Annotated in this window: 12 protein-coding genes and 1 pseudogene; 9 read left to right on the forward strand and 4 right to left on the reverse strand. The window is 64.0% G+C overall.

What is annotated here, in order from left to right:
- Window position 1: 1 nt before the first annotated feature.
- The gene (locus V1479_RS20665; RefSeq protein ID WP_252913168.1) at window positions 2-1,609 is read left to right on the forward strand and encodes an acyl-CoA carboxylase subunit beta; all 1,608 of its coding nucleotides are present in this window, start codon (window positions 2-4) and stop codon (window positions 1,607-1,609) included.
- A gap of 280 nt (window positions 1,610-1,889) precedes the next feature.
- A pseudogene (locus tag V1479_RS20670) lies at window positions 1,890-2,173 on the forward strand (transposase); the annotation flags it as partial.
- 346 nt (window positions 2,174-2,519) lie between these two features.
- Here the strand turns inward: V1479_RS20670 and V1479_RS20675 are convergent.
- The 4 genes from V1479_RS20675 to V1479_RS20690 all read right to left on the reverse strand — a co-directional run bounded on the left by V1479_RS20675 (window position 2,520) and on the right by V1479_RS20690 (window position 5,133).
- On the reverse strand, window positions 2,520-3,008 hold the full coding sequence (locus V1479_RS20675) for a luciferase domain-containing protein (protein WP_173194952.1): 489 nt from the start codon (window positions 3,006-3,008) through the stop codon (window positions 2,520-2,522).
- A gap of 23 nt (window positions 3,009-3,031) precedes the next feature.
- The gene (locus tag V1479_RS20680) at window positions 3,032-3,895 is read right to left on the reverse strand and encodes an SDR family oxidoreductase (protein WP_368804601.1); all 864 of its coding nucleotides are present in this window, start codon (window positions 3,893-3,895) and stop codon (window positions 3,032-3,034) included.
- Window positions 3,896-3,951: 56 nt separating this feature from the next.
- Entirely contained in the window at window positions 3,952-4,764 is an 813-nt protein-coding gene (locus V1479_RS20685) for a DODA-type extradiol aromatic ring-opening family dioxygenase (RefSeq protein WP_252913169.1), read from the reverse strand.
- Window positions 4,765-4,836: 72 nt separating this feature from the next.
- Window positions 4,837-5,133: a hypothetical protein gene (locus V1479_RS20690; protein ID WP_173194950.1), complete on the reverse strand. Its 297-nt coding sequence runs from the start codon at window positions 5,131-5,133 to the stop codon at window positions 4,837-4,839.
- 233 nt (window positions 5,134-5,366) lie between these two features.
- Here V1479_RS20690 and V1479_RS20695 point away from each other — a divergent pair, with 233 nt between their 5' ends.
- The 7 genes from V1479_RS20695 to V1479_RS20725 all read left to right on the forward strand — a co-directional run bounded on the left by V1479_RS20695 (window position 5,367) and on the right by V1479_RS20725 (window position 13,234).
- On the forward strand, window positions 5,367-5,768 hold the full coding sequence (locus tag V1479_RS20695) for a winged helix-turn-helix transcriptional regulator (protein WP_206680626.1): 402 nt from the start codon (window positions 5,367-5,369) through the stop codon (window positions 5,766-5,768).
- Window positions 5,769-5,969: 201 nt separating this feature from the next.
- Window positions 5,970-7,154: a lipid-transfer protein gene (locus V1479_RS20700; protein ID WP_173194949.1), complete on the forward strand. Its 1,185-nt coding sequence runs from the start codon at window positions 5,970-5,972 to the stop codon at window positions 7,152-7,154.
- Between the two features lie 24 nt (window positions 7,155-7,178).
- Window positions 7,179-8,009 (forward strand): SDR family NAD(P)-dependent oxidoreductase, encoded by an 831-nt coding sequence (locus tag V1479_RS20705; RefSeq protein WP_173194948.1) that lies wholly within the window; start codon window positions 7,179-7,181, stop codon window positions 8,007-8,009.
- 184 nt (window positions 8,010-8,193) lie between these two features.
- The gene (locus V1479_RS20710) at window positions 8,194-8,826 is read left to right on the forward strand and encodes a TetR/AcrR family transcriptional regulator (protein WP_206680625.1); all 633 of its coding nucleotides are present in this window, start codon (window positions 8,194-8,196) and stop codon (window positions 8,824-8,826) included.
- 2 nt (window positions 8,827-8,828) lie between these two features.
- Entirely contained in the window at window positions 8,829-10,427 is a 1,599-nt protein-coding gene (locus V1479_RS20715) for an acyl-CoA carboxylase subunit beta (protein WP_173194947.1), read from the forward strand.
- Between the two features lie 9 nt (window positions 10,428-10,436).
- On the forward strand, window positions 10,437-11,234 hold the full coding sequence (locus V1479_RS20720) for a crotonase/enoyl-CoA hydratase family protein (RefSeq protein WP_252913172.1): 798 nt from the start codon (window positions 10,437-10,439) through the stop codon (window positions 11,232-11,234).
- Window positions 11,219-13,234 carry an acetyl/propionyl/methylcrotonyl-CoA carboxylase subunit alpha gene (locus tag V1479_RS20725; protein WP_173194946.1) on the forward strand — a complete coding sequence of 672 codons (2,016 nt, stop codon included), beginning with the start codon at window positions 11,219-11,221 and terminating at the stop codon, window positions 13,232-13,234. The genes V1479_RS20720 and V1479_RS20725 overlap by 16 nt, the downstream gene beginning before the upstream one ends.
- The last annotated feature ends 36 nt before the right edge of the window (window positions 13,235-13,270 follow it).

Below are 13,270 nucleotides of genomic sequence, written 5' to 3' on the forward strand. Positions count from 1 at the left end.
CATGCGCCGGATCGAAAGCCAGATCGACACGAACGCCCCCGACTACAAGGCAAACTTCGCCGCCATGTCCGCACGGCTGAAGGAGTTTCACACCCGCCAGCACGCGGCGCGTTTCGAGCGGCCCCAACGGGACAACGACCGCCTGGCACGCCAGAACAAACTGGGCGTGCGTGAGCGGCTGAAGCTGCTGCTGGACCCCGGCACGCCGTTCCTGGAGTTTTCCACCCTCGCCGCATGTCGCGAATATGACGGGGCGGTGCCCGGTGCCGCCGTGGTGACGGGCATCGGTATCGTACAAGGGCGCGAAGTCGCCATTCATGCCAACGATGCCAGCGTCAAGGGCGGGGCCTGGTATCCGCTGACCGTGAAGAAGATCGTGCGGCTTCTGGATGTCGCGCTGGAGAACCGCCTGCCGGTCATCCACATCTGCGACAGCGCCGGCGGCTTCCTGCCGCTCCAACACGGCGTGTTCCCGGACAGGTATCTGGGCGGTCGGGTGTTTCGCAACCAGGTCAAGCTGAGCCAGGCCAACATCCCCCAGATCGCAGTGGTCGGGGGGCATTGCACCGCAGGCGGCGCCTATGTGCCAACGCTGAGCGATTACAACATCATCATCGAGGGCACAGGCGCCATCTTTCTGGGCGGTCCGCCGCTGGTCAAGGCAGCCACCGGCGAAGTAGTCGGCGTTCAGGAACTTGGCGGGGCAGTCATGCACACCTCGGTCTCGGGCACGGGCGATTATCGCGCTGCAACCGAACAGCACGCCTTTTCTCTGGCACGCGAGATTGTCAGCCAGTGGAAGCGGATGCCCAAGACGATCATCGAGACCGCGCCTTGCGAAGAGCCGTACTACGATCCGAAGGAGCTCTATGGGATCATCCCCAAGGATCGGAAAACCCAGTTCGACATGCGCGAGGTGCTGGCGCGGATCGTGGACGGCTCACGCTTTCACGAATACCAGCCCGATTACGGCACCACGCTTGTCTGCGGCTTTGCCCATATCTGGGGCTACAAGGTGGGAATCCTGGCCAACAACGGGGTGTTGTTCAACGACAGCTCGCTTAAGGCTGCGCATTTCATGCAACTTTGCAACCAGAACCGCACGCCGCTGGTCTTCTTCCAGAACATCACCGGCTACATGGTGGGCCGCGAGTACGAAGAGCGCGGTATCGCCAAGGACGGCGCCAAGATGCTCATGGCGCAGGGCGGCTCGGTCGTGCCGAAATTCACAGTGATCGCCAATGCCTCGTACGGGGCGGGTAATTACGGCATGTGCGGGCGGGCCTGGGATGCGCGTACGCTGTTCATGTGGCCGCAGGCCGAAATCGGCGTGATGGGTGCCGACCAGGCCGCCAACACTATGGCCGACGTCAAGATCCGGCAGCTTCAACGCGAAGGCAAAGAACTGACCGACGAGGAGATCGCCGCGATCCGAGAACCGGTGCTGGAGCGCTACAAGCGCGACGTGGAGGCCTATACCTCGACCTCCGAGATTTGGGATGACGGCATCCTCGATCCCGTCGACACCAGAAATGCTTTGGCGATGTCGATCTCTGCCGCACTTAATGCTCCGATTGACGATCCGCACTACGGGATATTCCGCCTGTGACACGATAGCCGGTGCGATGAAAACCCATCTCGCTCAAATATGCACGCCTGTGGGATGGAACAGCCACCTTCATAAGCGGCCACGCACGAAAATAATCCGATCGGACAGCTGGTTTGTTCCGCCGCTTCAGGATCTGCCAGTACCGCTGCACATTGATTGGTGTCGGGTTGGGAACATCAGCGTAAGATTGATACATCCTCGGGTTCGACGAGCATCTCGATCCTGCGCGCGACGCCGGCGTCCGCCGAATGAGCCGCATCAAAGGATGCCAGCTCGACCCTTAGGGGCCAACCAACTGCGCCTCTCGCTTGCCTCCTTTACCCATGTCCTGATCTGTGCCCTACGCCGCCTCGGCCTTGCCCAGACGCCGCTGGCCCGGGCCACCGAACCATCCTCCTGGAACTCCTAAAGACCGGCGCACAGGTTCGCGTCTCGGAGCCCGCATCAAGGTGGCGATGGCGTCAGCTTGCCCCCTATGCCGACGTATTTGCCCTGGCGCATGCCCGAATACGCACCGCGCCCCCACTGACGTCTCCGGACTCCGGACCTGAACCTTTCCCGTAACCAGAACAGGAGACGTCGCCGAACAGACACCGCCGCTCAACGCGGCGCCGATGGCGCTTGTGCCCGAATGAGGCCAACCCTCCCTCGTCGTCCTGATAAAAACTATAAGGTGCCTGAACTCTCGACGCAGTGAGAGGATCGCGCTAGTGGGTCGAACTCAGCCAAGGCGAGCGCAGCGTGCGAACACACAGCCTTCCTCAGCGGCGGCAAGCATTCGGTCCGTCCGCACAAGCGGCGCAGATCCTACTGGCTACCAACACTGGCGCCGGCGACAAGGAGATCGAAAGGACCGTCGGCGCAAGCGGATCGACGATCTATCTTAGCAAGCGCCGCTCGGTTCTTTCCGTCAAAGAACGACGCTGTCGACCCGCCCGAGCTTGCCACAGGCAAAGTCATAAGACAGGCGCAGGAGTTCGAGAACCGTTTCGATCTCCACCTCGTTTCGGGGGCCGTAGACCATAACTGCGGTTGACGGGATCATGCCGGCCGCCGCCATCGGATGCGGCTCCGCCCAGCCCAGATCGACGATCTGCGGCACGGCCTCCTCCGGCAGCATCATGTGCAGGCTGCCGTCCTCCGGCGGATGGACATGGGCGAACTCATTGCCGATCATGAACGCCTTGCGGCAACCGCGGCCGTGCCCGTGTTTGAGGCACAGCGCCTCGGCGCCCGGGACAGAGATCATCGAAGGCTGGCGCGTGACAAAAGGAAAATCGAAAGCCCTGTCCTTGAACGCCCGATGGAACCGTGCATCCGGGTTCTGGCTGATCTGCGTATGCGGGGCGCAAGGCGTGGTCTTGGGCCTTGGCCCCTCGCGTGGGGGTATCTTCAGCACGACAGAGCCTCCGTAAGTGTCGTTTATCCCTGACCGATCAGAACGGCCTTCTTGGCAAGCAGAAAATCCCGCACCGACTGCCCGCCTTGGCCGGTCAGGTCTTGCACGTCGTTCGAGGTGACGTCCAGGTATCCTTCGGCGATGGCGACGTCGAAGGACGAGAAGACATCCGCTACGGAGTCTGGCATGCCCTTCTCTGTCATGGCGGCGACCAAGGCGTCCCGCGTGATCGGGACATAGGGGATCTCTTTCCCGGTGGCCTCGGACAAGATCACCGCAATTTCGGCCTGGCTGACGGCCGCGGGCCCGGTGATATCGCGGACCGAGGAACCGGTCTCGGTCAATAGGGCCGCGGCAGCCGCGCGGGCGCAATCGGCACGGGTGACATAACCCGCCTTGCCGTCACCCGCCGCAGAATAAAGGGCGCCCGCGCCGACAGCTTGTTGGCCGTTCATCAGCAAGAGATCGGCGTAAAGGCAGTTCCGCAGGATCGTATGGGAGATTCCGGTATCCTTGATTGACGCCTCGGTCTCGCGGTGGTACCTCGCAAATCCGATCGGGTTGCCCTCGTCCGGATTGGTGAGCGAGGTGTAGACGATGTGCGAAACACCTGCCTCTTTGGCGGCGGCTACGGCATTGCTGTGCGCGGCGAAGCGTTTGCCCGGGGCAAGGTCGTCCGTCGAAATGATCAGCAGCCGTCCGCCGCCGGCGAAAGCCGGCCCAAGCGTGGCCGGGTCATTGAAGTCTCCCGCCCGGATCTCGACGCCGCGCGCCCCAAGCGCCTCGAGCTTCTCCGGCGAGCGCGTGACCGCGACAAGGGGTTCGGCCCCTTCCTCAAGAAGGGCTTCGATGACCTGGCTGCCGAGATGACCGGATGCGCCGGTCACGATGAAGGGGCCCTTGATGGTGTTGGACATTTCGTGGTGTTCCTTTCCTTTTCCTGTCAACCGAACCGAAAGGCGCTTTCGACGGCACCAAGAACGTGATCATCCAGGGTTTTCCGGCCGATATCGGCGCCCGCCGCGCCGGCGATGACATGCAGCGGGATTAGGTGCTCTTCTCTGGGATGTGCATCGCGGCCGCCCGGGGCTTTGGACCAGTACGTCAGCCTGCGGTTTCGTTCCCCGGCATCCGGGCAGGTCACCGCCTCGGTCAGCCAGGCGTCGAACGTGCCGCCGACAGTGTCCCCCCGTGGTCCGCCGCGCAGGCTGCGCATCATCACACCCATGTTGTGATAGGTGTTGCCGCTGCCGATGATCAGCACGCCCTCGTCGCGCAGGGGCGCCAAGGCTTGACCCAGCGCGATGTGGCGTCCGGGATCGAGATCGCTGGCAAGCGACAGTTGAACACAGGGGAAATCGGCATCGGGAAAGGCGACCTTGAGCGGCACGAACGCGCCGTGGTCAAAGCCGCGCGCGGCGTCTTTCGCCGCCGGTAGACCGGCGGCACGGATCAGATGATGAACACGGTCGGCCAGCACAGGATCACTGGGGGCGGGCCAACTCAGTTCATAGGTGTGAGGCGGGAAACCGCCATAGTCGAACAGAAGCGGCGGGGCGGGGTTGGTCTGAACGGTGAACGCACGCTCCTCCCAATGACCCGAGATCACCAAGAGCGCCTTCGGACGATCGGGCAACGTGCCGGGCAGGCTCTGCAGGAACTGGCGGTGCCGGTCCCATTCATCCGGCGGGTTCCAATCCATGAAAAAGCAGGGACCGCCTCCATGAGGGATGAACACCGTTGGCATGCGAGTCATATCTGATTGTCCCTCCCGGCCTGACGGAAATGCTGAAGTTCGAGGCGCAAGACTGTGCAGCCGGAGCGCCTGTCAGGCCTGTTGTCCTCTCATCACCTTGCCATGAGGCGATTTGACCGCGCGGACGCGGTTTTGTGTCAGGAAGGAAACCACAAGCGCGAACAGAGCCAAGAGAGCAGGGGGCCAGCCGGGATCGCCCGCGCTCACATGCGCCGATACCGCCAGAAGAAGGTGCCAGAACATCGTGCCATAAGCGAAGTCAGTCAGAAAAGCCGAGGGACGCCAGAGTATCACGATCGCGGCCACGATCTTCACAGCGGCAAGTGGCCAGATCAGGTAGGTCGGGTAGCCAAGCACGCTCTCGTACATCGTACATCCCCGTCACCATGTCGTTGGCCGTGACGTAGAAGATCGCCCCTCCCAGATAGACCAGGGCGACGAACCCTGTTGCAATCCAATAAGTGATACGCACCGTCCTGTCGCTCATGCCATCTTCCCGTTGCCTGCTTTGAATGTTGCCCGCTTGGTCGAGAATAGTTGAGTTACAGCGGAAATCAAAGTAAGAACGGAAAAGTAACTGCAGCAACAGGGAGTGGACACCGATGCCCAAGACGCCGCCACAGTGCCCGATGGACTCGATCCTGCGTCTGCTCATGGGGCCGTGGACGACCTACATCATCTGGGTTCTGAGTGACAAAGGGCCGCAACGATTCGGAGCGCTGAGACGCTCCGTGCCGGGGATATCGACGCGAATGCTGACCGAACGCCTGCGGATGCTCGAAGGCGCCGGGGTCATATGGCGGGAACAGGCGGAGACGATCCCGCCTGCGGTGACCTATGGCTTGACGCAGCGTGGTGACGACCTGCGAAGCGTTCTGGACTCGCTCGGAGAAATCGCGGATCGGTGGAAGGCTGAAGGGGTCTTTGAAGGGGCAATGGACCGGATGCCGCTTAAAATGGACAAATCCGGCAAGCGAGCCTTGTCTGCAAGCCCCGACGGGTGATGGGAAGCCGGGCAAGAGATCGTTCGTAAGTTAGCAATACCTCCGCTCGCTTGCCGCGATTGATCTCGGATGGGTGCCGGGGACGTCTCCCTCACCAGCGATGTTGACAGGCGTGCGTTCCAGTGTGTTAAAATCTAACAACTGGTAGAAAATGGTCCGGCGTCGGCGTTGGAACGTGGCCGATGGAAGCGGGAGAGAGACATGAACGGCAAAGCCTATGTCACCGGCGTTGGAATGGTGGCCTTTCAGAAACCGGGCAAGTCTGAAAGCTACGACGTGATGGCTGCGAAGGCGGCGCGCACGGCGCTGGAGGACGCCGGACTCGACTACGACAAGGTTCAGCAGGCCTATGCCGGCTATGTCTATGGCGACAGCACCTGCGGCCAGCGCGCGCTCTACCGGGTTGGGATGACCGGAATACCCGTCATCAACGTCAACAACAACTGCTCGACCGGCTCGACCGCGCTGTTCCTGGCGCGCCAGGCGGTCGAAAGCGGCGCGGTGGACTGTGCTCTGGCGCTGGGTTTCGAACAGATGCAACCCGGCGCCATCGGCGCGATGTTCAGCGATCGGGTCAGCCCTTTTGCAGCTTTTGACGAAGAAACCGACAACCTGGTGGGCAATGCCGGCATCCCGCTTGCGCTACGGTATTTCGGTGGTGCGGGCAAAGCGCATATGGAAGAGTTCGGCACCACACTGGAGACCTTCGCCAAGATCCGCGCCAAGGCCAGTCGGCATGCGGCCAAGAACCCGGTTGCCCTGTTCCGGCAGGAAGTGACGCCGGAAGACGTCATGGCGGCTCAGGTCGTCTGGCCCGGCGTGATGACCAAGCTGATGGCCTGCCCACCGACCTGTGGCGCGGCCGCGGCAATCATCTGTTCCAAGGAATTTGCAGATAAGCACGGTCTCGACAGCTCGGTCCGCATTGCAGCGCAGGCCATGACAACGGACGGCCGGGAAACCTTCAACGCCCATGACATGCGTGAGGTCGTCGGGTACTCGATGGCCAAGCGCGCTGCCGATCAAGTCTACGAGGCCGCCGGCATCGGCCCCGACGATGTGGACGTCGTCGAACTGCACGACTGCTTTGCCCATAACGAGCTGATCACCTACGAAGCGCTTGGCCTCTGCGGGCGCGGTGAGGCTGCGAAGTTTGTCGATGATGGCGACAACACCTATGGCGGCAAATACGTGACCAACCCGTCGGGCGGTCTGTTGTCCAAGGGCCATCCGCTTGGGGCGACCGGCCTTGCCCAATGCACCGAGCTTGTCCAGCAGTTGCGTGGTCAGGCCGAGGCGCGCCAGGTCGACGGCGCGCGCCTGGCGCTTCAGCACAATCTGGGCCTCGGCGGTGCCTGTGTGACAACACTTTATGAAAAGGCCTGAGGCGGGCGAACGGGAGGAGACGACATGGCGGGAAAACTCAGAGGCCGCGTGGCTTTGGTTTCGGGTTCGGGCCGTGGCATCGGACGCGAAATCGCGCTGAAGCTGGCATCAGAAGGCGCGCGCGTTGTGGTGAACGATCTCGACGTCGACCCGGCCAACGAAACCGCCGAGGCGGTCCGCGCCGCCGGGGGCGAGGCCGTGGTCTGCGCCGGAAGCGTGACAGAGGACGGCTTTGCAGAGCGATTCATCAAGACGGGCATGGACAGCTTTGGCGGGCTGGACATCATCGTGAACAACGCAGGCTACACCTGGGACAGCGTCGTTCAGAAGATGACGGATGAACAGTGGCAGGCGATCATCGACGTTCACCTGACCGCGCCCTTCAGGATCCTGCGCGCCGCCCAGCCGGTGATCAGCGCCAAGGCCAAGGAAGAGGCGGCCGCCGGGCAGGAGGTGTTCCGCAAGGTGGTGAACATCTCCTCGATCGCCGGCACTGGAGGCAATGCCGGCCAGATCAACTATTCCGCCGCCAAGGCCGGAATCCTGGGCATGACCCGGACAATGGCGAAGGAATGGGGGCGCTACAAAGTGAACGTCAACGCAGTGGCCTTTGGACCGATCCGCACCCGTCTGACCGAGGGCAGCGCCGACGGCGGCAACACGATCACGGTCGGGAACAGGGACATCAAGGTCGGCGTCAACCCGGACCTGCTCAGCCAAATGGAGCGGATGATCCCGCTGGGCCGGGTCGGCACGCCCGAAGAAGCGGCTGGTGCCGTCTATCTTTTCTGCTCGCCCGAATCGAACTTCATCTCGGGCCAGTATGTGATCTGCGGGGGCGGCTTCACCATCTGACCTATGCGGTCGCAAGCCCGCATGGCGGGGTCTGAACACCGCCGACATTGTGGCCGGGCGGTGCGCATATCGGCTATTTCCTTGAAAGGCTGATGCAAAATAAGCCCTTGAAGCACGGTTGACACTTCCTTGGAAATAACCTAACAAGTGTTAGTTATGCAGGGGGCTTGAGCTGGATCCTTCCGTGGCCGAACGCGCTTCAAGAACAGTTTCAGTTGCTTCCATTCGCAGCCCAGTCGGGCGCGACGGCATACTGGATGTCGCGGCGCGGCTTTTTCGCGAACAGGGCTATGGCCCGGTTTCGCTCAGAAAGATCGCCGAGGCGGCGGGCATCAAGGCGGGCAGCATCTATTATCACTTCGGCTCTAAGGACGAGATTGTCGTGGCCATTCTGGATCTGGGTATCAGGGCCGTCCACGAAAAGATGCGCCAAGCTGTTTTGAGGCATGCCGATGGCGCCGCTGCCGCCGCCATTCTGCGGGCCGCGATCAGGGCACATCTGCGCGCGTTGCTGGATGTCAGTGACTACTCTTCGGCCAATGTGCGGATTTTCGGGCAGGTGCCGCAATCCGTCCGCGATGCCAATCTGCCGACGCGCCGGGCCTACGAGGCCGAGTGGGATAATCTGTTGACCCGGCTCCAGAGGGACGGCGCCTTGCGGCGCAACGTCGATATCCGCCGGCTGCGCCTGATGCTTATCGGCGCGCTGAATGCAACGCTGGAGTGGTTCGACCCCGAACGCGGCAGCGTCGAGGCACTGGCCTCGACGTATGCCGACGTCTTTCTCAATGGAATACTGGAACAGCGGGAAGTCTGATTATGGCTGAACTCACGTCGGCCGTATTGGCCGGCTCGGAAACCTTCAGGGGCAATCACGCTGCACAGACAGCCCGCGTCGAGACATTGCGCGCGCGGATCGCCGCGGCAACCGCGGGTGGGCGCCCCGACATGGTCGAACGCCACCGCAGTCGCGGCAAGCTTCTGGTCCGCGAACGAATCGACCTGCTGGTGGATCCAGGCACCGCCTTCATAGAGCTTTCTTCGCTGGCGGCCCACGGACAATACGGCGGAGACGTGCCCGGCGCCGGGATCGTCACGGGCATTGGCATCGTGCACGGTCTGCCCTGCATGATCATCGCCAATGATGCCACGGTGAAAGGTGGATCATTTTACCACGAAACCGTCAAGAAGCACATCCGCGCGCAGGAGATCGCGGCAGAAAACCGCCTGCCCTGTCTTTACCTCGTCGATTGCGGCGGCGCCTATCTGCCCGAGCAGGACAGGGTCTTCCCCGATGCCCGTCATTTCGGCAATTCCTTTTACCGCCAGACCAATATGTCGGCCTCCGGCCTGCCGCAGATCTCGGCCGTCTTCGGCGGCTGCACGGCGGGAGGTGCCTACATTCCGGCGCTCTCAGACGAGGTCATCATGGTCCGCGGCAATGCGCGCATCCATCTTGGCGGCCCTTCCATCGTCAAGGTGGCGATCAATGAAGAGGTGGACGGCGAAACGCTGGGCGGGGCCGAGATGCATACCCGCATCTCGGGCGTCAACGACCATCTGGCCGAAGACGAATATCATGCGCTGGCGCTGATGCGCGACATCGTCGGCAATCTGGGCCTCACGCGACCGATGGCCCCGGATGCACCCGCCGCCGCGCCCCTGCACGATCCCGAAGAGCTGTTGGGGGTTATCAGCGCCGACCGCAAGCAGCCCTATGATGTACGAGAGCTTCTGCTGCGCATCATCGATGCGGGCGAGCTCCGCGAATTCAAGCCGAACTGGGGCGAGACGCTTGTCTGCGGCACCGCCCGCGTCCACGGCTACCGCGTCGGAATCCTCGGCAACAACGGCGCGCTGCTCTCCGACAGCTCGCTCAAGGGCGCGCAGTTCGTGTCGATGTGCGACCAGCGCAACATTCCGCTTCTGTTCCTGCACAACATTTCCGGCTTCATGGTCGGCACCGAGGCCGAGCGCGGCGGCATCGCCAAGGATAGCGCCAAGCTGGTCTACGCCATGTCGGTGGCCAAGGTGCCCCGGCTGTCGGTAATTGTGGGCGGATCCTACGGGGCCGGCAACTACGGTATGTGCGGCCGGGGGTTTGCGCCGCGCTTTCTCTTCGCCTGGCCCACAGCGGAGTTGGCCACCATGTCGGCCGACATCGCCTCGAATGTGATGCAGGAACTGCGCCGCGGGAAGGGCGGAGACCCGGCGAAGGTGCAGGCCGATCTGGAACGCATCGTGGCCGAGGTGCGCGCGCAATATGCCAAACAGTCCGACCCCTATTACGCCACATCGCGGCTCTGGGACGATGGCCTGATCGAGCCTGGCCAGACTCGCGACATCCTGGGCCTGTGCCTGGCCATAGTGACCTCGGTTCCGGACACGGGGCGTCACACGCCCGTCTTCAGAATGTAAGGATAGGCAATGGTTTACGATCGCTATGAAACGCTGCGGATCGAACTGGACGCGCGCGGCGTCGCCACCGTGATCCTCAATCGCCCCGACAAGCACAATGCGCTCAACGCGGCGCTGATCTCGGAACTCGCCGATGCGGCGGCGGCGCTTGCCGAGGACGGGGCGGTGCGCATCGTGGTGCTGACCGGGGAGGGCAGGAGCTTCTGCGCGGGGGGCGACTTCAACTGGTTCGCCTCGAACGTGCAAAAGAGCCGCGCGGAACGGGTGGAACAGAGCGCCACGCTCGCTCGGCTCTTGCGCCGGCTCGACACACTGCCAAAGCCGCTGATCGGGCGAATCAACGGGGCGGCCTATGGCGGGGGCGTCGGCCTGATATCGGTGTGCGACTACGCCATCGGCGCCGAGGGCGCGACGTTCGGCCTGACCGAGGTGCGGCTCGGCCTCCTGCCCGCCAACATCTCACCCTATGTGGTGGCGCGCATCGGCGAGGCGGCGTCGCGCGAGACGATGCTGTCCGGTGCCCTGTTCGACACGGCGCGGGCCGAACGGATCGGACTGCTGACCGAGGTGGTCGCGCCCGATGCGCTGGACGAGGCGGTGGAGCGCGTCGTCCAGGCCCATCTGCAGGCCGCGCCCGGGGCAGTGGCCGACACCAAGCGGCTGATCGCCTATGTCGCGAGCCACGGGCTCGAAGACAGCATGATCTATACCGCCGACCGCCTGGCCGACGCCTGGGAGACCGAGGAAGGCATCGAGGGGATCAACAGCTTCCTGAACAAGGACACGCCGTCATGGCGGGTGAGTTGAGCTTCACCCGCGTCCTGATCGCCAACCGCGGCGAGATCGCCCGCCGGATCCAGCGCGCCTGCCGGAAGCTGGGGCTGGAAGCCGTGGCCGTCTTCTCCGAGGCTGATCGCGACACACCCTTCGTCGCCGAGGCCGATTACGCCGTCTGCATCGGCTCGGCCGCCCCGGCGGAAAGCTACCTGAAGATCGACGCCATCCTCGAGGCGGCGCGCGCCACCGGGGCAGGCGCTATCCATCCCGGCTATGGGTTTCTGTCGGAGAATGCCGAATTCGCGGGGCACGTGGAAGAAGCCGGATTGGTCTTCATCGGGCCTTCGCCCGAGGCCATTGCGCGTATGGGATCGAAGATCGAGGCCAAGGCCACGGCCGAGGCCGCCGGCGTGCCGGTGCTGCCCGGCTATCGCGGCGCCGACCAGTCCGACGGCCGGCTTCTTAAGGAGGCGCAGGCGCTCGGCGCGCCCTTCCTGGTCAAGGCCAGCGCCGGCGGCGGCGGGCGCGGAATGCGGCTTGTCACCGATCCCGGCGCAGCAGGCGAGGCCATCGCCGCCGCGCGGGCCGAGGCGAAGGGCGCCTTTGGCGATCCGACAGTGTTCCTGGAGCGCTACGCGCCGCGCGCCCGCCACGTCGAGGTGCAGGTGCTGGGCGACGCGTATGGCCATGTGCTGCATCTGGGCGATCGCGACTGCTCGCTCCAGCGCAACCACCAGAAGCTGATCGAGGAAGCGCCCGCCCCGGATATTCCCGACGCTTTGCGCTCGGCCATGCGCGATGCCGCGGTGCGGCTGGCGCGGGCCATTGGCTACCGCTCGGCGGGCACGGTGGAATATCTGTACGACCCCACGCGGGCCGAATTCTACTTTCTGGAGATGAACACCCGCCTCCAGGTGGAGCATCCAGTGACCGAGGCCATCACCGGTATCGACCTGGTGGAGTGGCAGTTGCGTATCGCGCGTGGCGAGGCGCTGGGGTTTGCGCAAGAGGACGTTTCGTTTGACGGCCACGCCATCGAGGTCCGCGTTGCCGCCGAGAACCCGGCCGAGAATTTCCGTCCCGAAACCGGGACGATTACGCTATGGGCGCCGCCGGGGATCGTGCGACTGGACAGCGGGGTGGAAGAAGCATCGGTCGTAAGACATCACTACGATTCGATGCTTGCCAAGTTGATCGTCCACGGTGCGGACCGTGACGAGGCGATCCGCAAGGCGGTCGCGGCGCTCGATGAATTTGCGGTCGGCGGAGTGGGAGTGAACCTGGCGTTTCAGCGAGCGCTGATTACGCATCCCGACTTCGTCGCCATGGCGCACTATACGGCCAGTCTGGCCGAGATGTTCCCCTGCGGCTGGACCGCCCCCGTATCCGACGACGAAACCCGCGCTCTGGCCGCGCTGGCCCTGCACCTGCATCTTGCGCCCGCGCCGGACACGCCTTGGCAGAGCCTCGCCGCCTGGCGGCTGACAGAGGCTGCGGGGCGGGCGGGCGCGGCCTGCTACTGGAGCGATGACGCCGATGCGCCGATCAGGGTCGCGGGGCAGGGCGCGCGGCTAAAGGTGATACTGCCCGACGGCACCGCCCTTGGCGTCGACGCTGCGCGCCTGACCGCGCAGCGTCTGACCGGGCGGATGGACGGCGCGCCCTTCACCCGCCGGGCCCATGTGCTGCGGTCGGGCGACCGCTGGCAGGTGCATCTTTCCGCGCCGGAAGGCATGACGATGGTGCCACTTCGTACGCTCGAGGACCGGCACCTGCAGCGCGCCTCCGGCGCCGTGGGCGGTGCCGACACCGTGCGCGCGCCCATGCCCGGCGCGGTGGTCGAGATCCGGGTGGCGCCCGGCGAGCGGGTGAGCAAGGGCAAGACGCTGGTGGTGCTCGAAGCGATGAAACTCTTGCAAAGCCTGCCCGCGCCCGTCGCGGGCTTGGTAGCCGAGATCTACTGCGCGCCGGGCGACACGGTCGCCGGCGGCGCGCCCCTGGTGAGGCTCGATCCGGAGGACAGGACGTGACCCGACACGAGACTATCGACGCGGCCACCGGCCCGT

The sequence above is a fragment of the Neoaquamicrobium sediminum genome, from assembly GCF_040970315.1.
Lineage (GTDB): Bacteria > Pseudomonadota > Alphaproteobacteria > Rhizobiales > Rhizobiaceae > Aerobium > Aerobium sediminum.